The organism is Sphingosinicella sp. SM1-17, from assembly GCF_056821765.1.
Genome location: NZ_JBPDIO010000001.1, coordinates 1,673,137 through 1,693,601, shown reverse-complemented (window position 1 = coordinate 1,693,601; position 20,465 = coordinate 1,673,137). Strand labels below are relative to the sequence as shown.

Here is a 20,465-nt window from a genome sequence, read left to right as displayed (position 1 = left end):
TAACCACGTCGCGCCGGCGTGGCGCGTCCTCCGCCAAGCTGGCGAGACGAGCTCCAGTCCAGTCGGAAAGCGTCAGCCCGGCACCCGGAGCGGCGGCGGCCGCTTCTGGCTTCGCCACAGCCACAAGCCGCCGGCGACGATCAGGGCGGCTCCGCCGAAGGTTGCCGCGTCCGGCGAATCGTTGAACCAGACCCAGCCAAGCGCCGCGGCGACGAGTAGCTGGACATAGGTCATCGGTGCGACCAGCTGGGCGCTCGCCCGGGTCGCGGCGACATAGATCAGGGTGTGGCCCAGAGTGGCGAAGCCCGCCACCGCCAGGCATTTGAACACCACTTCCCAGCTTGGTGTGCCGATCTGGAAGGGCGCTCCGCCAAGGGCGTCGAGCAAGGCGGCGATCCCGACCAGGATCGGCGCCGCGATCGCCGCCAGCAGGAGCTGCATCACCGCCACCGGAGCATCGCCGGCCGCCTTCCGGTTGAACATCATCAGCCAGGACATGCCGAAGGCCGCACCCAGCGGGTAGAGCGCCACGGCGCCGAGCTCGAGCAGGTTCGGCCGAAGCACGACAAGCACTCCGGCAAAGGCGAGCAAAGTCGCGAGCCAGGTCGCGGCGGTCGTGCGCTCGCGAAGCACCAGGGGGGAAAGCAAGGCGGTGATGATCGGGCTGGTGAACTGGATCGCGGTCGCGTCCGCCAGCGGCATCGCCATCACGGCCATGAAGAAGCAGATCGTCGCCAGGCTCACCGCCGCTGCTCGACCGAGCTGGAGCGCCGGACGAGGAAGGACGAAACCCGCGCGCCCGTGCCGCAGAGCGACAAAGGCGGCGAGGCCGAGCGCCCCGAAACTGTAGCGAAGCGCCGACACCGCCGTTCCCGGCCACTGCCCGGCCATCGACTTCACGATCGCGTCGCCGCAGGAGAGGGAGACGAAGCCGGTCAGGGCGATCAGCAGCGCCGAGCGGGTGGAGACCAGGCTCACCCGCGCCTCCGCCGCTCTTCGGAAACGATCGAAACCAAGCGGGCAAGAGCCGGCTGCCGCTCCCGCTCGCTTCTCGGGAGAAGCGCCGGAAGTCGGCAAGGATCGGCCCGGCGGGCCCGGAAGCAGTGGGTGGACACGCGGCCTCTACGCCGCGCGGTTAGGCAATTGTCAAAGTTTCCCTTTTATTCACCACCGCTCCGGGTTGGATCCACCCGCAGACGATAAGAGGTATTGCGTGACGGCTTTCGGAAGACGCAACGGCATGGGCAATGGCACCGGTCGACCCACTTTCGGGGTCGCCAAGCCGATGAAGAGCTCCGGCCTGGTCGACACTTCCCAGGGCGGAACCCAGTTTCCACCGATCGACGACCTTCCCCTCCAGCAGGAAGCGTCCGCGTTTGACGCCCTTCCCGATCCGATGGAGCGCCAGGATGCCATGGCCCGGATCGATGCGCGCCAGGCCGCCGTCGCCGGGACTCCGTCGAGCCGGACCGAAGGCTTCGAGGCGGCGATCCACAGGATCAAGGAACAGGTGCTTCCGCGCCTGCTCGAACGGGTCGACCCCGAGGCCGCCGCGACCCTGTCCAAGGACGAGCTGGCCGAGGAATTCCGGCCGATCATCGGCGAGGTGCTCGCCGAGCTGAAGATCAACCTCAACCGGCGCGAGCAGTTCGCGCTCGAAAAGGTGCTGGTCGACGAGCTGCTCGGCCTCGGTCCGCTCGAGGAGCTGCTCAACGACCCCGAAATTTCGGACATCATGGTCAACGGGCCCGACCAGACCTTCGTCGAGCGCAAGGGCAAGCTTGAGATCGCCCAGATCCAGTTCCGCGACGAGGAGCATCTGCTCCAGATCGCCCAGCGGATCGTCAACAAGGTCGGCCGACGGGTCGACCAGACGACTCCGCTCGCCGACGCCCGACTTCAGGACGGAAGCCGAGTCAACGTCATCATCCCGCCGCTCTCGCTTCGCGGCACCGCCATCTCGATCCGCAAATTCTCCGAAAAGCCGATCACCGTCGACATGATGAAGAATTGGGGATCCCTGTCGGACAAGATGGGGACGGTCCTCAAGATTGCCGGCGCGAGCCGGATGAACATCATCATTTCGGGCGGCACCGGCTCGGGCAAGACGACGATGCTCAACGCCCTTTCAAAGCTGATCGACCCGGGCGAGCGCGTGATCACGATCGAAGACGCGGCCGAACTGAGGCTCCAGCAGCCGCACTGGCTTCCGCTCGAAACCCGACCTCCGAACCTTGAAGGCCAGGGCGCGATCACCATTCGCGATCTCGTCATCAACGCGCTTCGTATGCGTCCGGACCGGATCATCCTGGGCGAAATCCGCGGATCGGAATGTTTCGACCTGCTCGCCGCGATGAACACCGGCCATGACGGATCGATGGCGACGCTTCACTCCAACTCCCCGCGCGAATGCCTCGCACGTATGGAGAACATGGTGATGATGTCGGACATCAAGGTGCCGAAGGAGGCGATCAGCCGCCAGATCGCGGATTCGGTCGACCTCATCGTCCAGGTCAAGCGGCTCCGCGACGGCTCACGCCGCTGCACCAACATCACCGAGGTGATCGGGATGGAAGGCGACGTGATCGTGACCCAGGAGCTGTTCAAGTTCGAATATCTGGACGAGACCCCCGACGGCAAGATCATCGGCGAATATCGCTGCATGGGCCTGAGGCCCTACACGCTCGAGAAAGCGAAGATGTTCGGCTTCGACCAACCCTATCTGGAAGCGTGTCTCTGAGCTGAAGCGCCAAGCGCAACGCAGCGATTGCGCAGCAATTCTCGCGCTGCGCGAAGAGTGCGCTGAAGCCGGCCGGCCTGCGCCGGAGCGGCCCCGGCCGCATCGGCGACAGGACCGACGGCGCGGATACACTCCGCGCCGATTTCTTCCCCCTTCAGAAATCGAGCTCAGAGCAGCGCACACATCGGCCCTACAAAGCGCCAGAAGTGGCTATGGTAATTTGGGCTCTTCGATCCGGCCGGCGGAGCGCCCGTCGGCCCCAGGGGCCTAGCCCCCGATCCGGAGCGGCCCCGGACGGCCGCCGGCGCGAACGGCGCGACTGTGGGCGAGCGCGACCGCCTGCTGGATCGCCTCGGCGCTGGCATGGAACTGGGGTTCGCCCGAAGCGCGCGTGCCCGGCGCCAGCAGGAAGACCGGCGCGACGATCATGGCGAGCAGGAGATTGATCAGGGTTTTCATGGCGCTCAGCCGCCGAGGATCGCGACGCTGTCGAAATGCAGCTGGATCAGCAGCAGCAGCAAGGTGACTGCGGCGACACCCGCAAGCCCGGCCGTGATTCGGATCGATTCCATCTTTCTTCTCCCTGTCCGCAGCCAGTAGAAGCGCCGTGCAACAGCCGGATGTCGGCGCAGGGCGGGAATTGTGTCGATTGTGTCAGCCGAAAGTCGGCGGGCGGGCCGGCGCGGGCTTTACATCGATCGCCCCCGCCCCTATATCGCGCTCCTCACCACAGCCCTTCGGAACAGGATGCGTCGTCGCGCCGCGCATTCAACGCATTGATCGGCTGGGGTTTCTAGGACGCTGAAGCTGCGGTTTTCCTGAAGGAGGACCTGCGGCTTTTTGTGTTTCTGCGCGCCGATTTTTTACAGACTGGCCCCGGTTCTGCCGGGGCGGCAGACAGGCGAGAAGGCGAAAAACCTCCATGGCGACCAAGGCAGCTCCGGTTCCCGAGACCCGGCCCACCGCGTCCAAGCGTATCCGCAAGATCTTCGGCAACATTCACGAAGTCTCCGAAATGCCGAACCTCATCGAGGTTCAGCGCGAAAGCTATGAGCAGTTTCTTCGCTCGCGGCCGCAGGACGGTTATGTCTCCGGCCTGGAAAAGACTCTGCGCTCGGTCTTCCCGATCCGCGACTTCGCCGGCACCGCCGAACTCGACTTCGTCAATTACGAGCTCGAGGATCCGAAATATGATGTCGACGAGTGCCGCCAGCGGGGCATGACCTATGCCGCGCCGATGCGCGTCACCCTTCGCCTGATCGTGTTCGAGGTCGACCCCGATACCGAGACCCGCTCCGTGCTCGATATCAAGGAGCAGGACGTCTACATGGGCGACATGCCGCTGATGACGACGAACGGAACGTTCATCGTCAACGGCACCGAGCGCGTGATCGTCAGCCAGATGCACCGTTCGCCGGGCGTCCTGTTCGACCATGACCGCGGCAAGACCCACGCCTCGGGCAAGTATCTCTTCGCCGCCCGGGTCATTCCCTATCGCGGCTCCTGGCTCGACTTCGAATTCGACGCCAAGGACATCGTCAACGTCCGGATCGACCGCAAGCGCAAGCTTCCGGTGACGGCCCTGCTCCACGGCCTGGGCCTGTCGAGCGAGGAAATCCTCAACACCTTCTACGAGCGGGTGACCTTCGTCCGCGGCGCCAATGGCTGGCAGGTCCCCTATGTGGCCGAGCAATGGCGCGGTCAGAAGCCGCAGTTCGACATCGTCAACGGCGAGACCGGAGAGATCGTCTTCCCGGCCGGCCAGAAGATTTCGCCGCGCGCCGCCAACAAGGCGGCCAAGGACGGGCTTACCCAGCTCGTCATCCCGACCGAGGAGATTTTCGGCCGCTACAGCGCCTTCGACCTGATCAACGAGTCGACCGGCGAGATCTATATCGAGGCCGGTGACGAGGTTACCGCCGAGAATCTGGAGCGTCTCGACAAGGCCGGGATCGACCGGATCGAGCTGCTCGACATCGATCATGTCAATGTCGGGCCCTGGATGCGCAACACGCTCAAGGCCGACAAGTCGGAGGACCGCGATTCCGCGCTCGCCGACATCTACCGGGTGATGCGCCCCGGCGAGCCGCCGACCAAGGAAACCGCCGAGGCCCTGTTCGCCGGCCTGTTCTTCGATCCCGAGCGCTACGACCTTTCCGCCGTCGGCCGGGTCAAGCTCAACATGCGCCTCGGCCTCGATGCCGAAGACACGATCACCACCCTTCGTACCGAGGACATCGTCGCGGTCGTCAAGGAGCTGGTGAACCTGAAGGACGGCAAGGGCGAGATCGACGATATCGACAATCTCGGCAATCGCCGGGTCCGCTCGGTCGGCGAGCTGCTCGAGAACCAGTATCGGGTCGGCCTGCTTCGGATGGAGCGCGCCGTGAAGGAGCGCATGTCCTCCGTCGACGTGTCGACGGTGATGCCGAACGACCTCATCAACGCCAAGCCGGCGGTGGCCGCGGTTCGCGAATTCTTCGGCTCGTCGCAGCTTTCGCAGTTCATGGACCAGACCAACCCGCTGTCCGAAGTCACTCACAAAAGGCGTGTCTCGGCGCTTGGGCCGGGCGGCCTCACCCGCGAACGCGCGGGCTTCGAGGTCCGCGACGTCCACCCGACCCATTATGGCCGGATCTGTCCGATCGAGACTCCGGAAGGGCCGAATATCGGCCTGATCAACAGCCTCGCCTCGTTCAGCCGGGTCAACAAATATGGCTTCATCGAGACCCCGTACCGGCGGGTCATCGACGGCAAGGTGACCAGCGAGGTCGTCTATCTGTCGGCGATGGAAGAGGCCAAGCACACGATCGCTCAGGCCAATGCCGAACTGAACGAGGATGGCAGCTTCGTCGAGGAGATCGTCTCCTCGCGGCGTGCCGGCGACTTCCTGATGGCGCCGCGCGACCAGATCACCCTGATGGACGTCAGCCCCAAGCAGCTCGTCTCGGTTGCGGCCTCGCTCATTCCCTTCCTTGAGAATGACGACGCCAACCGCGCGCTGATGGGATCGAACATGCAGCGCCAGGCGGTGCCGCTCGTCCGTGCCGAGGCGCCGCTCGTCGGCACCGGCATGGAGGAAACGGTGGCGCGCGACTCCGGCGCCGCGATCGCTGCTCGCCGTTCGGGCTATGTCGACCAGGTCGACGCCGCCCGAATCGTCATCCGGGCGACCGAGGATGTCGAGGCCGGCAAGGCGGGCGTCGACATCTACACGCTGATGAAGTTCCAGCGCTCCAACCAGAACACCTGCATCAACCAGCGTCCGCTGGTGAAGAAGGGCGATTTCGTCCGCAAGGGCGACGTCATTGCCGACGGTCCGTCGACCGATCTCGGCGAGCTGGCGCTGGGCCGGAACGTGCTGGTCGCGTTCATGCCGTGGAACGGGTACAATTTCGAGGACTCGATCCTGATCTCCGAGCGGATCGTGAAGGACGACGTCTTCACCTCGATCCACATCGAGGAGTTCGAGGTGATGGCCCGCGACACCAAGCTCGGGCCGGAGGACATCACCCGCGACATCCCCAATGTCGGCGAGGAGGCCCTTCGCAACCTCGACGAGGCGGGAATCGTCTATATCGGTGCCGAGGTCGAACCGGGCGACATCCTGGTCGGCAAGATCACGCCGAAGGGCGAAAGCCCGATGACTCCAGAAGAAAAGCTCCTCCGGGCGATCTTCGGCGAGAAAGCGTCGGACGTTCGCGACACCTCGCTTCGACTGCCGCCGGGCGTGTCCGGCACCGTCGTCGAAGTGCGCGTGTTCAACCGCCACGGAATCGACATCGACGACCGTACCCGCGCGATCCAGTCCGAGGAAAAGGACCGGCTTCGCAAGGACGCCGAGGACGAGCGCAACATCCTGAAGCGTTCGACCTATACGCGGCTTCGCGAGATGCTTCTCGGCCAGACCGCCACCGCCGCGCCCAAGGGCGTCAAGAAGGGCGGAGTGATCGACGCCGAGACGATGGACAGCGTCGAGCCGCACGAATGGTGGAAGTTCGCGGTCAAGGACGATTCCGTCCAGGCCGACCTCGAAGCCGTCCGCGCCCAGTATGACGAGGCCGAAGCGGCGATCCGTCGCCGCCTGGAGGACCGGATCGAGAAGCTGGAGCGGGGCGACGAGCTTCCGCCGGGCGTTCTCAAGATGGTCAAGGTGTTCGTTGCGGTGAAGCGCAAGCTTCAGCCGGGCGACAAGATGGCCGGCCGCCACGGCAACAAGGGCGTGATCAGCCGAATCCTTCCGGAAGAGGACATGCCCTTCCTGGAGGACGGCACTCCGGCCGACATCGTCCTCAACCCGCTCGGCGTGCCATCGCGAATGAATGTCGGGCAAATCTTCGAAACCCACCTGGGCTGGGCCGCTCGCGGCCTCGGCCGCCAGGTCGCCGCTCTGCTGGAGGACATCCAGCACAAGAGCGCGGGGCTCGAAAGCGGGGACGTCGGCAAGATCCGCGAAACGCTGAAGGACATCTATGGCCCGTCCTACCATGCCGACATTGACAGCCGCGACGACGATCAGCTGCTGGAGCTCGCCTCCAACCTGACCAACGGCATTCCGATGGGCACTCCGGTGTTCGACGGTGCCAAGGAAGCGGACGTGTCGGAGATGCTCAGCAAGGCCGGGCTGGACGACAGCGGCCAGGTCACGCTCTTCGACGGGCGCACCGGCGAGGCGTTCGACCGGAAGGTGACGGTGGGCTACATCTACATGCTGAAGCTCCACCACCTCGTGGACGACAAGATCCACGCCCGTTCGATCGGACCGTACAGCCTCGTCACCCAGCAGCCGCTGGGCGGCAAGGCCCAGTTCGGCGGCCAGCGTTTCGGCGAAATGGAGGTCTGGGCGCTCCAGGCCTACGGCGCCGCCTACACGCTCCAGGAGATGCTGACGGTCAAGTCGGACGACGTGATCGGCCGGACCAAGGTCTACGAGGCGATCGTCAAGGGCGACGACACGTTCGAGGCCGGAATTCCGGAAAGCTTCAACGTGCTGGTCAAGGAAATGCGCTCGCTCGGCCTCAACGTCGAGCTGAACAGCCTGGCCGACGACGCCGACGAGGACTTCGCGGAGGCGGCGGAATAAGGGGTCGGGCGGAAACGCCCCTCCCCCACCCGTCCCGAGACAGAATTCCCCGGAAAGGGATTTGAAAGATGAATGAACTGACCAACTTCGCCAATCCGGTCGTCAAGCCGGAGACGTTTGACCAGATCAAGATCGGGATCGCTTCGCCTGAGCGGATCCGTTCCTGGTCGTTCGGCGAGATCAAGAAGCCGGAAACGATCAACTACCGGACGTTCAAGCCCGAGCGCGACGGCCTGTTCTGCGCCCGGATTTTCGGTCCGATCAAGGACTATGAGTGCCTGTGCGGCAAGTACAAGCGCATGAAGTACAAGGGCATCGTCTGCGAAAAGTGCGGCGTCGAGGTGACCGTTTCCAAGGTCCGCCGCGAGCGGATGGGCCATATCGAGCTGGCCGCGCCGGTCGCCCACATCTGGTTCCTGAAGTCGCTTCCGAGCCGGATCGGCCTGCTTCTCGACATGCAGCTGAAGCAGCTCGAGCGGATCCTTTATTTCGAATCCTATGTCGTCATCGAGCCGGGCCTCACCCCGCTCGAAAAGTATCAGCTCCTCACCGAGGACGAGCTTCTCGACGCCCAGGACGAATATGGCGAGGACGCCTTCTCGGCCGGGATCGGCGCTGAGGCCGTCAAGCAGATGCTGATCGACCTCGACCTGGAGGGGGAGCGTGAAGCCCTTCTCAAGGAACTGGCCGAGACCAAATCGGAGCTGAAGCCGAAGAAGATCATCAAGCGGCTCAAGGTCGTCGAGAGCTTCCTCGAATCCGGCAATCGTCCGGAGTGGATGATCCTGGACGTCGTTCCGGTCATCCCGCCGGAGCTTCGCCCGCTCGTCCCGCTGGACGGCGGCCGCTTCGCGACGTCCGACCTCAACGACCTGTACCGCCGGGTCATCAACCGCAACAATCGTCTGAAGCGGCTGATGGAGCTTCGCGCTCCGGACATCATCGTCCGCAACGAGAAGCGCATGCTTCAGGAAGCGGTCGACGCCTTGTTCGACAATGGCCGTCGCGGCCGGACGATCACCGGCGCCAACAAGCGTCCGCTGAAGTCGCTGTCCGACATGCTCAAGGGCAAGCAGGGCCGGTTCCGCCAGAACCTGCTCGGCAAGCGCGTCGACTATTCGGGCCGCTCGGTCATCGTCACCGGTCCGGAGCTCAAGCTCCACCAGTGCGGCCTTCCCAAGAAGATGGCGCTCGAGCTGTTCAAGCCGTTCATCTACTCGCGTCTCGACGCCAAGGGTCTTTCCATGACCCTGAAGCAGGCGAAGAAGTGGGTCGAAAAGGAGCGCAAGGAAGTCTGGGACATCCTCGACGAGGTGATCCGCGAGCATCCGGTCCTGCTCAACCGGGCGCCGACGCTCCACCGCCTCGGGATTCAGGCGTTCGAGCCGGTTCTGATCGAAGGCAAGGCGATCCAGCTTCACCCGCTGGTCTGCGCGGCCTTCAACGCCGACTTCGACGGCGACCAGATGGCCGTTCACGTGCCGCTGAGCCTCGAGGCCCAGCTCGAAGCGCGCGTCCTGATGATGTCGACCAACAACATCCTTTCGCCCGCGAACGGCAAGCCGATCATCGTGCCTTCGCAGGACATGGTGCTCGGTCTCTACTACCTGTCCATGGAGCGCGAGGGCGAGCCGGGCGAAGGCTCGATCCTGGCCGACATGGCCGAGGTTCACCAGGCGCTGTTCAACGGCACCGTGACGCTTCACACCAAGATCATCAGCCGCGTCCCGCAGACGGACGAGAACGGCAATGTCTACATGAAGCGCTTCGAGACGACTCCGGGCCGGATGCTGCTCGGCGAAACCCTCCCGAAGAGCCACAAGGTGCCGTTCGAGACGATCAACCGACTCCTCACCAAGAAGGAGATCGCCGACGTCATCGACATCGTCTACCGCCATACCGGCCAGAAGGAGACGGTGCTGTTCGCCGACGCCATCATGGCGCTGGGCTTCCGTCACGCCTTCCAGGCGGGGATCAGCTTCGGCAAGGACGACATGATCATCCCGTTCGAAAAGGAAGCGATGGTCGAGGAGACCCGGGCGCTCGTGAAGGATTACGAGCAGCAATATCAGGACGGCCTGATCACTCAGCAGGAAAAGTACAACAAGGTGATCGACGCCTGGAGCCGCTGCGGCGACCAGGTGGCGAACGCGATGATGGAGAAGATCAAGGCGCAGCCGAAGGACGAATCCGGACGCATGGCCCCGATCAACTCGATCTACATGATGGCCCATTCCGGTGCCCGTGGTTCGCAGGCCCAGATGAAGCAGCTCGCCGGAATGCGCGGCCTGATGGCCAAGCCGTCGGGCGAGATCATCGAAACGCCGATCATCTCGAACTTCAAGGAAGGCCTGACCGTCCTTGAATATTTCAACTCCACCCACGGCGCCCGAAAGGGTCTTGCCGACACCGCGCTCAAGACGGCGAATTCGGGCTACCTGACCCGCCGACTGGTCGACGTGTCCCAGGATTGCGTCGTCGTCGAGGAGGATTGCGGCACCGAGAACAGCCTCGACATGCGCGCGATCGTCCAGGGCGGAGCGGTGATCGCCTCGCTCGGCGAGCGGATCCTGGGCCGCACCCCGGCCGAGGACGTGGTCGACGGCAAGTCGGGCGAGACGATTGCCCGCGAAGGCGAGCTGATCGACGAGGCCGCTGCGCTGAAGATCGACGAGCTGGGGATCCAGTCCGTCAACATCCGCTCGCCGCTGGTCTGCGAGAGCGAGATGGGCGTGTGCGCCAAGTGCTACGGGCGTGACCTCGCCCGCGGTACGCCGGTGAACATCGGCGAAGCGGTCGGAGTGATCGCCGCTCAGTCGATCGGCGAGCCGGGCACCCAGCTGACGATGCGGACCTTCCACATCGGCGGCGCCGCCCAGCTCAACGAGACGTCGAGCCTCGAAGCGGCCGTGGACGGCACCGTCGAGCTTCGCGACCTGCCGACGATCATCGACCCCCGCGGTCGGCGGATCGCCATGGCCCGCAACGGCGAACTCGCCATTGTCGACATGGACGGGCGCGAGCGGGCGACCCATCGGATCCCGTACGGCGCCCACCTGATGGTGGACCATGGCCATATCGTCTCCAAGGGCGACCGGATGGCCGAGTGGGATCCGTTCATGATGCCGGTGATCACCGAAAAGGGCGGCGTCGTGAAGTTCCAGGACCTGGTCGAGGGCAAGACCCTGACCGAGCAGACCGACGAAGCGACGGGCATCGCCCAGCGCGTCGTCACCGAGTTCCGCGGCTCTGCCCGGAGCAAGGAGGACCTGCGTCCGCGGATCACCCTTCTGGACGAGGAGAGCGGCGAGGCCGCGCGCTACATGCTGGCGCCGGGCGCGATGCTTTCGGTCGAGGACGGCCAGCGGGTCGAGGCGGGCGAAGTGCTTGCCCGAGTCAGCCGCGAAGCCGCCAAGACCCGCGACATCACCGGCGGTCTGCCGCGGGTGGCGGAGCTGTTCGAGGCCCGCAAGCCGAAGGAGAATGCGATCATCGCCAAGGTTTCGGGGCGGATCGCGTTCGGCAAGGACTATAAGGCGAAGCGCAAGATCGCGATCATCCCCGAGGACGGGGGCGAGCCGGTCGAGTATCTGGTGCCGAAGTCCAAGGTCATCGACGTTCAGGAAGGCGACTTCGTCAAGCGCGGCGACAATCTGATCGGCGGCAGCCCCGATCCGCACGACATCCTCGAGGTGCTCGGGGTCAAGGCACTGGCGGAATATCTCGTCGCCGAAATCCAGGAAGTCTATCGACTCCAGGGCGTGAAGATCAACGACAAGCACATCGAGGTGATCGTTCGCCAGATGCTGCAGAAGGTCGAGATCACCGACTCGGGCGATTCCACCTTCCTGGTCGGCGAGCAGGTCGACCGCCAGGAGATGAACGAGGCCAATGCGAAGCTGAAGACGCTGAAGCGCCGGCCCGCCGAAGGCAAGCCGGTTCTCCTCGGAATCACCAAGGCGAGCCTTCAGACCCGAAGCTTCATCTCGGCGGCGTCGTTCCAGGAGACGACCCGGGTCCTCACCGAGGCTTCGGTGCAGGGCAAGGTCGACAGCCTGGAAGGCCTCAAGGAGAATGTCATCGTCGGCCGGCTCATTCCGGCGGGTACCGGCGCGGGCATGAAGCGGATGCGGATCGCGGCTTCGTCGCGCGACGCGGCGCTTCGCGCCCAGCAGCGCTCGCTTCAGCAGGCCCTCTACGCGCCGAACAGCGCCGACGAAGAGCATGCTGCCGAGCTCGCCCAGGGACGCGAGGCGGCCATCCAGGCCGATCCTCTCGCTCAGGTCGCCCCGAGCGGCCACGGGACGGACGCTGACGCCGGCGAATATCTGCAGGCCGGCTCCGAACAGGAGTGAGCCCGAGGCTGGACAAGTGAAGCGCTCCGCCGCCCGGTGCGGCGGGGCGCTTTCGCTTTTCACGGCCGTACGACCCGGGGCTGGCGAAGTCGGTTTGAATTCGCTCTAGAGGGACCATGAAGGAAATCTTCGTCCTCTTGCTTCTGGCGCTGCTGATCCTGCCCGCAATCGTCGGCATCCGCAGGTTCCGCCGCTTCCATCGCGATCATCCACGGCGGGACGAGCCCTGATGGACGCCAGGGATCTTCGGGTCGCGATCTTCAGCGGCAACTACAATTATGTCCGGGACGGGGCGAACCAGGCGCTCAACCGCCTGGCCGACTATCTGATCCGCCAGGGCGCGACGGTGAGGGCCTATTCGCCGACGGTGAAGGAGCCCGCCTTCGAACCCAGGGGCGATCTCGTCCACATCCCCTATTTCCCGATCCCGCGCCGACCCGAATACAAGGTCGGCTATGCGATCCCGCGGCGGGTCAAGCGGGACCTGGAGGCGTTCCGGCCGAACATCTTCCATGTCGCGAGCCCGGAGATTCTCGGCCATCGCGCCGTGACTCTGGCGCACAAATGGGATTTGCCGGTCGTCGCTTCGGTCCACACCCGGTTCGAAACCTATCCGCGCTATTACGGACTCGCCTTCCTCGAGCCGGCGGTGCTCGCCGTTCTTCGCCGCTTCTATCGCCGCTGCGACGCCATCTTCGCCCCCTCGGACTCGATGGCCCAGCTGCTTCGCGACCAGCGGATGAACTATGATGTCGGCATCTGGACCCGGGGGATTGACCGGGAGATCTTCAATCCCGGCCGACGCGACGAGGCGTGGCGAAAGTCGATCGGGATCGCCAACGGGACTCCGGTGGTCGGCTTTGTCGGCCGGCTGGTAATGGAAAAGGGCCTCGACGTCTTCTCCGACACGATCGATCGTCTTGCCCGCCGCCAGGTCCGCCATCAGGTGCTCGTCGTCGGCGAGGGGCCGGCCCGGGATTGGTTCGAAAAGAGGCTGCCCCAGGCGATCTTCACCGGTCACCAGGACGGAACGGATCTGGGGCGGGCGGTCGCTTCCATGGACATGTTGTTCAACCCTTCGGTGACGGAGACTTTCGGGAACGTCACGCTCGAGGCGATGGCGGCCGGACTGCCGGTCGTCGCGGCCAGGGCCACCGGCAGCGAAAGCCTGGTCGAGGACAAGGTCACGGGGAGACTGATCCGGCCTGGCGCCTGCGACCGGTTCGCCGACGCCCTCGCTTTCTATTGCGAGGACGAGGAAGCTCGCCGGACGGCCGGCAGAGCGGGCTGCGAGGCGAGCCGCCGCTACGGCTGGGACGAGGTCAATCAGGAACTGGTCGATTCCTATCTGCGGATCATCCGCCAGCACCGCGACGGCGGCCGTCAGAAGCCGACGCCGATCCCCTGATGGGCCGATTTGGGGGGCGACATGGCGCCTCGGCCCTGACCGAACTCGTACCGGCGAAGCCCTGATTTCGGTCCTCGACGGCGACGGCGCGCCGACTCCGGTTGAACGGGTGCTGGTCCGCCTCCCTGGTCGCGGACCGGCGCTCTCGGAGCGAACGAGCGGGCGATCCTCAAGTCCCTGTCACCGATCGGCGACAGATATGGCCAGGCTGTCGATCCGGAGAGTGCGCATGGGATCCTCACCAGGCGGGCCGGACAGGCTGCCTCGGCGGCAGCCGCGGCCCAGGCCGAGAAGTCGCCTGCAAAGGCACGGCGCGAACAGGAACGAGCGGAGCGGGAGCGAGCCCGCAACGCTCCGGTCCACGAGCAGATGGCCCGTCAGCTCGCACGCTCGGTCCAGCGACAGCTGACCAACCGGATCGCCGGCCAGATCGTTCGCGGGCTTCTGGGAGGCTTCTTCCGCGGGCGGTAGGACCCGCCGCCATGGCGGATCATCCCGAGGTCGACCTTCCCTCCTCGTCCCGCCACTCGAAACCGAGCGGCGCTTCGCGGAAGGCGAAGCGGTCGAGATGCCGCTCGAGCGCGCCCTTCAGGGCTTCGAGCTGCCCCGGCGCCGACGCTTCGATCCGACAGTCGAGCCGGTCGTCGCGGGCCTTCAGGGTGACGACCCCTTCGCCCGGCCAGTCGGCGCCGCGCGCATCGTGGGGAAAGACGATCTGCCCCTGGTCCGCGGTGAAGTCGACCTGCAGGTTGTGCGACCAATGCTTGCAAAGCTGCTGCAGATAGCGCGCGCCGTTTCCGGTCCGCACCGAAGCGTTGCTCGTTGCGGCGCTCATTTCAGACGCTCGATCTTCTGCGCCGCTTCGTCGAGGATGGCAGCGATTTCGTGGAGCTTCTGTTCGTCGACATCTTCGCGGGTGGATCGGTGCCACAAGGCGGAAAGCAGGTTGCCGACCGCGCGCTTTATCGGGGCACCGCCCGCTCGGCGCTGATCGCTGCCGAGATCGTCCAGCCGCTCCAGGAGACATTCGATCTCCTCCGCCTTCTCGTCGAGATGCGCCCTGCCTTCGGCCGTGGCGGCGAAAACCTTTCGCGAGCCTTCCGACTGCTGCTCCTCGATCAGTCCCATGTCCTGAAGCATGGTGAGGGTGGGATAGACCACTCCGGGGCTCGGCGCGTAGACGCCGTGGGTCATCTCCTCGATCGCCCGGATCAGGTCATAGCCGTGGCGCGGCTGGTCGGCGATCAGCCTGAGAAGGACCAGGCGAAGCTCGCCGGCATCGAAGACGCGCCGGCGACTGCGTCCGCCGCCATGACGCCCGCCCCATTCGCCATCCCAACCGCCCCAGCCTTTGCCCCAGCCACGGCCGCCGAAGGCCATGGCCAGCAGCCCTTCCGGGAAACCGCCTCGCGGACCGCAGCCCTGCATCCTGAATCGCATGCCCATCTCATCACTCCTTCGATTGGCTGCGATATATCTTCAGCGTAAATCCGGTTCAAGATATATCGTGAGCGCACCCAAAGAAAAAGGCGGCCGCCGGGGCGACCGCCTCTCATCTTGCTGTCAGCGCGGCAGGTTCAGCCTTCGGCGGTCTCCGTTTCCGGAGTTGCGGTCCGGGCCGCGGCCTTCGGCTCGGGTGCGGTGCGCGTATCGCGGCGCTCGGCGATTCGGGCGGCCTTGCCGGTCCGGCCACGCAGATAATAAAGCTTAGCCCGGCGGACGGCGCCACGGCGGACGACTTCGATCGAGTCGACGTTCGGCGAATAAAGCGGGAAGACGCGCTCGACGCCCTCGCCGAAGCTGATCTTGCGAACGGTGAAGGAGCTGCCCAGGCCCTTGTTGGCGCGGGCGATGCAGACGCCTTCGAAATTCTGGATTCGGGTGCGGTCGCCTTCGACCACCTTCACTCCGACGCGCAGAGTGTCGCCGGGGCGGAATTCGGGAATGGCGCGCGCCTGGGTCAGGCTTTCGATCTGCTCGGCCTCGAGCTGCTGGATCAGGTTCATGTCTTGCTCTCTTCGTCTTCGCGCTGCGCGCCAGAGGGCGGTGGCCTTCGTGCGCCCCCGTGGCGCTCGATAAGGTCCGGCCGCCTTAGCCGTGTCACCTCTTCCGCCTTGGCCTTTCGCCAGGCGGCGATCTTCGCATGATCCCCCGATCGCAGCACTTCGGGGATCGTGCGCCCTTCCCATTCATAAGGTCGGGTATAATGCGGATATTCGAGAAGGCCGCTTTCGAAGCTCTCCTCCTCTCCGCTGGAAGGCTGGCCCATTACTCCGGGAAGCAGCCGAACGCAAGCGTCGAGGAGGACGAAAGCCGCCGTCTCGCCGCCGGAAAGAACATAGTCGCCGATCGACACCGGAACAATGGGTCGTGCCTCGAAAAGCCGCTCGTCGATTCCCTCGAAACGCCCGCACAGGATCGACACGCCGTCCCCGCCGGCAAGCTCGCGAACGCGGTTCTGGGTCAGCGGCTCGCCGCGGGGAGTCATGGCCAGGAGCGGCGCCTCGGGACGGCGTTCCAGAACGGCATCGACGGCGCGGGCAAGCACGTCGGCCCGCATCACCATTCCGGCTCCGCCCCCGGCCGGCGTGTCGTCGACCGACCGATGCCGGTCGGTCGCGAAGTCGCGGATCTGAACCGTTTCGAGGGACCAGATCCCCTCCTCCAGCGCCCGCCCGGCGAGGCTGTGCCCCAGCGGACCCGGGAACATGTCCGGGTAGAGCGTGAGGATGGTTGCGGCCCAGCTCATGTCGCGAAGCGCGGCCTGTCAGCGCCGGCGGATCAGCTTCCAGACCGCGCGCCAGAAGCGCGCTTCGATCAGAAGCAGGCGGGCGATCCAGGCCGGCGCGCCGCTCGCGGCCTGAACCTGTTCGACCGTCGGATTCTTCCGATAAACCAAGTTGATCATGGCGAGCAGCAGGCGAAGCTCGATGAGCGCGAGAACGACCAATCCCGCGATGCGCGCCCAGGCGAGTTGCGGCAGCAGACGTTGAGCTTCGGCGGGGACGAGCCAGCCGGCGACGTAGATGCCCAGGCAGACCAAGGCTGCGGTGCGCAGGATCAGCTGCCCGAGCGGCAGGGTGGCGCGGTAGCAAAAAACGAAGAGGGCGGGCACGAAGATGCAAAGGTCGAAAAGCACCACCGCCTCCAGATGGCGGCCCACCTCGGAGCCGACGTCGCGGACGACGAGCCATTCGGTCAGAAGCAGCAGCGGCGCGGCCGCAACGAACCAGTTCGCCCTCAGCCAGTCGCGAGGGATCGCAATCATGGCCCTCTCCTGTTCACGCGCGCCTCCTCAAAGCTCCTCATTGCGCCGGCGGATCCAGCACCGGCCGGAAGCGCAGGGCCTGGATCGTCGGCGGGCTGGTCGGAGCAAGCAGCAGCTGGCCCTGAAGCCGCCCGCGATCGCACGTCCAGGCGAAATTGCCGGACAGGACGCCGGTCGCAACGATCGGCGCGTCCGTCCGGCAGGTGCCGACCTGTTCCCGAAGGTCCGCCAGATAACGGGTCCAGTTCTCGGACGACCGATCCATCAAGAAGTTCATCGCCAGAAGGTTTCGGGCCGGTTCGATCGTGCCCGCCTGCCAGGCGGCGCCGGCGGCCCGGTAAGTGGAAGCGAGCGCCTCGCTCACCGGAATCTCGCGGGTCGGCAATTGCCCGGCGCGAAGAAGGTCCTGGGCAGCCTCCATCACCAGCCGGGCGGGCGCGGTATAGGTTCGGTTGGTGAAGGCGAACAGGCCGGTCGAATGATCCGGCAGAATCACCATGAACGAACCGTAGCCGGGATAGCCGCCGCTATGGGTGAGCATCTGACGGAAGTTGCAGTCCTGAAGCGCGATAAGACCCATGCCGTAAGCTTGAACCATCGGACATGGGTCGCCGCCGCTCGATGGGCGCGAAGAGATAGTTGCGAAGTTCAGTCCCTGCCCCATCTCCCGCACCGTCGCCCGGCGCACGGGTCCGGCCTCGGGATCGTCGCGCGCCGGCCAGGCCGAGAGCAGGAAGGCGATCCAGCGGGCATAATCGTTGGCGCTGGTCTGGACTCCGCCCATCGCCCCGAAGGTGCCGTGGCGCATGTCCGGCTCGCGAAGCCAGGAGTCATTTTCCCAGCGATAGCCGATCGCCCGGCGGTCGAGCGGCGATTCGGCGATCTCGTACCCGCTCGAATTCATCCCGAGCGGACGCATGATCGTCTGTTCGATATAGTCCTTGTAGGGTCGCCCCGAAGCGTTGGTGATGATCCGCCCGAGCAGGGCATAGCCGAAATTGGAATATTCCATCCGCAGCTGCGGCGCCTGGGTGAAGGGGACGCCGTCCCGGAGCATCCGAGTGAAATCGGCCTCGCTCAATATCTGCTGGCGATCGCCCCAGGGATCGTCCGTCACGAAGCCCGGCACGTGAGCGAGCAGGTCACGGATGCGAATGCGCGGCGAGTCCGCGGTCGGATAGCGCCAGTTGCGCATCTCCGGCACATATTGCTCGGCAAGGTCGTCCAGCCTCAGCCGCCCTTCGTCGCGCAGCTTCAGGATCGCGAGGCCGGTGAACGCCTTGGACATGGACGCGATCCGAAACAGGCTGTCGGCGGTGACGGGCCGAGGCGAATTCGGCTCCTGGCTTCCGAAGGCTCGAACATGGACGAGCTGCCCGTTCATCACCACGCCCCAGACCAGCCCGGGCACCGGCTGCTCGCTCTGATAAGTTTCGAACCGCCGGTCGATCGCGGCGAGGACCTCGCTGAGGCTCCGCGCCTCCTGGGCCGAGGCTTCGTTCGGCGCCTGCGCGGCCACCGGACTTTCAAGCAAAAGCAGACTCGCCACTGCGGCGACCAGAATCTTCATCGACCCCTCCTCCCAACGCTCCTCCGGGACCTAGCGCGAGGAAGCGAACTGCGCCAGCGGTTCGGGGCGAGGGAACCGGTCCGCCGCTGCCGCGCTGTGACGCGAATGAGCGACCTGGATTATGACTGCCTGATCGTCGGCGGAGGCCCGGCGGGGCTGACCGCGGCCATCTACCTGTCCCGCTTCCACATGTCGGTGCGGGTCGTCGACTCCGGCCGGAGCCGCGCCAGCTGGATCCCCTGCACGCGCAACGTTCCCGGCTTCACCGACGGAATCTCCGGCAACGAACTGCTCGCTCGGATGCGCGCCCAGGCGGAGAAATATGGAGTCGCCTTCAGCAACGCGCGAGTCACTCGCCTCGATACGATCGAGGGTGGCTTTTCCGCCGAATGGGGGGAAGGGTCGGCAAAGGCCCGGACGATCCTTCTCGCGACCGGAGTGCGCAACCGGCGCCCGGATATGGACGAGGAGCTTCACGACGAAGCGCTTGCGCGGGGATTGATCCGCTACTGCCCGATCTGCGACGGCTATGAAGTCACGGATCGAACGGTCGGAGTGATCGGCAGCGGCAGCCATGGAGTCGCCGAAGCCGTATTCCTTCGCGGCTATACCGCCGACGTCACCCTGATCGCTCCGGACAAGGCTCACGATCTCGACCAGAAGGACCAGCAGCGGCTTCGCGACTATGGCATCCGCACTGTGGACGGGCCCTCACGGGGAGTCGCGGTCCAGAAGGAATGCATCGTCGTCGAAACGGCGGAAGGCCACCATACCTTCGACAGCATCTATCCGGCGCTCGGATCCGACACCCATACCGAGCTCGCCGAACAGATCGGAGTCGCGCTCAATGCCGACACCGGCTGCGTCACCGTCGACGATCACCAGCGCACCAATGTCCCGGGAATCTATGCCGCAGGCGATGTGGTGATCGGGCTCGACCAGATCAGCCACGCCATGGGCGAAGGCGGAGTTGCCGCGACCACCATCCGCAACGATCTCGCCAGGTTACAGCCGCTGCTCCGCTAGGCGAGAAACACGGGATCAAGCACGATCCTGCCATCGGCGAGATCGGCGATTCCGGGCCTGAACGGGATCAGCGAGCGGCGGCCGTCGGGCCGTTCCACCTCCAACAGGTCGCCGGCGCCGAAATCCTCGACCCCAACCACCTTGCCGATCGCTTCGCCTTCGCGGTTCTCGCAGGTCAGGCCGATCAGATCGGCATGATAATATTCCCCCTCCTCGAGCGGAGGAAGCTCCGATCGGGGAACAGTCAGCAACTGCCCGCGAAGCGCTTCGGCGGCATTGCGGTCGTCTACTTCCGCGAAAGTGGCGATCGCCCCTTTCTGGGCGCCGCGAACGGACTTCAAGGTCAACGGCCGGTCGCCGGCGAACAGCCGGCGATGCCGTTTCAGGCTGTCGACGCTCTGGGCAAAGAGTTTCAGGCGCACCTCGCCGCCGACGCCGTGAGCGCCGGCGATGGCGGCGAGGGTCACCTGTTTTTCGGTCAAGCCGGCTTACTCGGCCTTCTCGGCGCCTTCGGCGGGAGCGGCTTCGTCGGCGCCTTCCACCGGCTCGGAGGTGGACTGGCCCTCATTGGGAGCCTCGTCGGCCGGGGTCGCCTCGCCTTCGCCACCTTCGGCCGGAGCCTCTTCGGCCGCAGCAGCGGCGGCAGCCTCGGCGGCCTCGGCCTCGCGGGCGGCGCGCTCCTCGGCGCGCTCCTTCGCCTTTTCGCCGGGCTCACCCTTCTTCGGGTTGCTCCGGGCCGGGCGCTCCTGGACTCCGGCGGCGTCGAGGAAGCGAAGGACGCGGTCGGACGGCTTGGCGCCGACGCTCAGCCAATGGCGGGCGCGCTCGACGTCGAGCTTCACGCGCTCCGGCGAATCCTTGGGCAGCATCGGATTGTAGCTGCCGATACGCTCGATGAACTTGCCGTCACGGGCGGTGCGGGAATCCGCCACGACGATCTTGTAATAGGGCCGCTTCTTCGCGCCGCCCCGGGAAAGCCGGATTGCAACTGCCATGGATATTTCCTTTCTTCAGA

General features: G+C 65.4%; 15 protein-coding genes and 1 pseudogene. 6 read left to right on the top strand and 10 right to left on the bottom strand.

Annotated elements, in window-relative coordinates; all coding sequences use genetic code 11:
- Positions 1-72: 72 nt before the first annotated feature.
- Positions 73-978 carry a DMT family transporter gene (locus ACRYLT_RS08445; RefSeq protein WP_482663641.1) on the bottom strand — a complete coding sequence of 302 codons (906 nt, stop codon included), beginning with the start codon at positions 976-978 and terminating at the stop codon, positions 73-75.
- Between the two features lie 262 nt (positions 979-1,240).
- On the opposite strand from ACRYLT_RS08445, the gene ACRYLT_RS08440 reads away from it, so the two are divergent.
- Complete coding sequence (locus tag ACRYLT_RS08440; RefSeq protein WP_482665426.1) at positions 1,241-2,740, top strand: TadA family conjugal transfer-associated ATPase; 1,500 nt, start codon at positions 1,241-1,243, stop codon at positions 2,738-2,740.
- A gap of 267 nt (positions 2,741-3,007) precedes the next feature.
- Here the strand turns inward: ACRYLT_RS08440 and ACRYLT_RS08435 are convergent, their stop codons facing one another.
- On the bottom strand, positions 3,008-3,199 hold the full coding sequence (locus ACRYLT_RS08435; protein ID WP_482663640.1) for a hypothetical protein: 192 nt from the start codon (positions 3,197-3,199) through the stop codon (positions 3,008-3,010).
- Positions 3,200-3,662: 463 nt separating this feature from the next.
- Between ACRYLT_RS08435 and rpoB the strand changes: the two genes are divergently transcribed.
- The 4 genes and pseudogenes from rpoB to ACRYLT_RS08415 all read left to right on the top strand — a co-directional run.
- On the top strand, positions 3,663-7,823 hold the full coding sequence (rpoB, locus tag ACRYLT_RS08430) for a DNA-directed RNA polymerase subunit beta (protein ID WP_482663639.1): 4,161 nt from the start codon (positions 3,663-3,665) through the stop codon (positions 7,821-7,823).
- A 68-nt stretch (positions 7,824-7,891) separates the two neighbouring features.
- Positions 7,892-12,178, top strand: coding sequence for a DNA-directed RNA polymerase subunit beta' (rpoC, locus tag ACRYLT_RS08425; RefSeq protein ID WP_482663638.1), 4,287 nt, complete (start codon positions 7,892-7,894; stop codon positions 12,176-12,178).
- A 229-nt stretch (positions 12,179-12,407) separates the two neighbouring features.
- A complete protein-coding gene (locus ACRYLT_RS08420; protein ID WP_482663637.1) occupies positions 12,408-13,586 on the top strand; it encodes a glycosyltransferase family 4 protein in 1,179 nt (392 codons plus the stop codon).
- Positions 13,587-13,718: 132 nt separating this feature from the next.
- Positions 13,719-14,057 (top strand): annotated as a pseudogene (locus tag ACRYLT_RS08415) (helicase HerA-like domain-containing protein); the annotation flags it as partial.
- Between the two features lie 19 nt (positions 14,058-14,076).
- On the opposite strand, the gene ACRYLT_RS08410 reads toward ACRYLT_RS08415, so the two are convergent.
- From ACRYLT_RS08410 to ACRYLT_RS08385, 6 genes are all read right to left on the bottom strand, one after another.
- Positions 14,077-14,421 (bottom strand): DUF2218 domain-containing protein, encoded by a 345-nt coding sequence (locus ACRYLT_RS08410; protein ID WP_482663636.1) that lies wholly within the window; start codon positions 14,419-14,421, stop codon positions 14,077-14,079.
- Positions 14,418-15,026 (bottom strand): PadR family transcriptional regulator, encoded by a 609-nt coding sequence (locus ACRYLT_RS08405; protein WP_482665425.1) that lies wholly within the window; start codon positions 15,024-15,026, stop codon positions 14,418-14,420. Before ACRYLT_RS08405 ends, ACRYLT_RS08410 begins: the two co-directional genes overlap by 4 nt.
- Positions 15,027-15,163: 137 nt before the next feature.
- Positions 15,164-15,592 carry a 50S ribosomal protein L19 gene (rplS, locus tag ACRYLT_RS08400; RefSeq protein WP_482663635.1) on the bottom strand — a complete coding sequence of 143 codons (429 nt, stop codon included), beginning with the start codon at positions 15,590-15,592 and terminating at the stop codon, positions 15,164-15,166.
- Positions 15,589-16,335 (bottom strand): tRNA (guanosine(37)-N1)-methyltransferase TrmD, encoded by a 747-nt coding sequence (gene trmD / locus ACRYLT_RS08395; RefSeq protein WP_482663634.1) that lies wholly within the window; start codon positions 16,333-16,335, stop codon positions 15,589-15,591. Before trmD ends, rplS begins: the two co-directional genes overlap by 4 nt.
- A gap of 18 nt (positions 16,336-16,353) precedes the next feature.
- Positions 16,354-16,854, bottom strand: a complete 501-nt coding sequence (locus ACRYLT_RS08390; RefSeq protein WP_482663633.1) for a hypothetical protein — start codon at positions 16,852-16,854, stop codon at positions 16,354-16,356.
- Between the two features lie 37 nt (positions 16,855-16,891).
- Positions 16,892-18,424, bottom strand: coding sequence for a serine hydrolase domain-containing protein (locus ACRYLT_RS08385; protein ID WP_482663632.1), 1,533 nt, complete (start codon positions 18,422-18,424; stop codon positions 16,892-16,894).
- Between the two features lie 105 nt (positions 18,425-18,529).
- On the opposite strand from ACRYLT_RS08385, the gene ACRYLT_RS08380 reads away from it, so the two are divergent.
- A complete protein-coding gene (locus ACRYLT_RS08380) occupies positions 18,530-19,450 on the top strand; it encodes an NAD(P)/FAD-dependent oxidoreductase (RefSeq protein WP_482663631.1) in 921 nt (306 codons plus the stop codon).
- On the opposite strand, the gene rimM is transcribed toward ACRYLT_RS08380, so the two are convergent.
- Both rimM and rpsP read right to left on the bottom strand, forming a co-directional pair.
- Positions 19,447-19,932, bottom strand: coding sequence for a ribosome maturation factor RimM (gene rimM / locus ACRYLT_RS08375; protein ID WP_482663630.1), 486 nt, complete (start codon positions 19,930-19,932; stop codon positions 19,447-19,449). The genes ACRYLT_RS08380 and rimM overlap by 4 nt on opposite strands.
- Positions 19,933-19,938: 6 nt before the next feature.
- Positions 19,939-20,445 carry a 30S ribosomal protein S16 gene (gene rpsP, locus ACRYLT_RS08370; protein WP_482663629.1) on the bottom strand — a complete coding sequence of 169 codons (507 nt, stop codon included), beginning with the start codon at positions 20,443-20,445 and terminating at the stop codon, positions 19,939-19,941.
- Positions 20,446-20,465 lie beyond the last annotated feature (20 nt).

Coding starts and splice junctions, on each gene's coding strand:
- ACRYLT_RS08440 (WP_482665426.1), top strand. CDS start 1,241: ATGGGCAATGGCACCGGTCGACCCACTTTCGGGGTCGCCAAGCCGATG.
- ACRYLT_RS08435 (WP_482663640.1), bottom strand. CDS start 3,199: ATGAAAACCCTGATCAATCTCCTGCTCGCCATGATCGTCGCGCCGGTC.
- rpoB (WP_482663639.1), top strand. CDS start 3,663: ATGGCGACCAAGGCAGCTCCGGTTCCCGAGACCCGGCCCACCGCGTCC.
- rpoC (WP_482663638.1), top strand. CDS start 7,892: ATGAATGAACTGACCAACTTCGCCAATCCGGTCGTCAAGCCGGAGACG.
- ACRYLT_RS08420 (WP_482663637.1), top strand. CDS start 12,408: ATGGACGCCAGGGATCTTCGGGTCGCGATCTTCAGCGGCAACTACAAT.
- ACRYLT_RS08410 (WP_482663636.1), bottom strand. CDS start 14,421: ATGAGCGCCGCAACGAGCAACGCTTCGGTGCGGACCGGAAACGGCGCG.
- ACRYLT_RS08405 (WP_482665425.1), bottom strand. CDS start 15,026: ATGCGATTCAGGATGCAGGGCTGCGGTCCGCGAGGCGGTTTCCCGGAA.
- rplS (WP_482663635.1), bottom strand. CDS start 15,592: ATGAACCTGATCCAGCAGCTCGAGGCCGAGCAGATCGAAAGCCTGACC.
- trmD (WP_482663634.1), bottom strand. CDS start 16,335: ATGAGCTGGGCCGCAACCATCCTCACGCTCTACCCGGACATGTTCCCG.
- ACRYLT_RS08390 (WP_482663633.1), bottom strand. CDS start 16,854: ATGATTGCGATCCCTCGCGACTGGCTGAGGGCGAACTGGTTCGTTGCG.
- ACRYLT_RS08385 (WP_482663632.1), bottom strand. CDS start 18,424: ATGAAGATTCTGGTCGCCGCAGTGGCGAGTCTGCTTTTGCTTGAAAGT.
- ACRYLT_RS08380 (WP_482663631.1), top strand. CDS start 18,530: ATGAGCGACCTGGATTATGACTGCCTGATCGTCGGCGGAGGCCCGGCG.
- rpsP (WP_482663629.1), bottom strand. CDS start 20,445: ATGGCAGTTGCAATCCGGCTTTCCCGGGGCGGCGCGAAGAAGCGGCCC.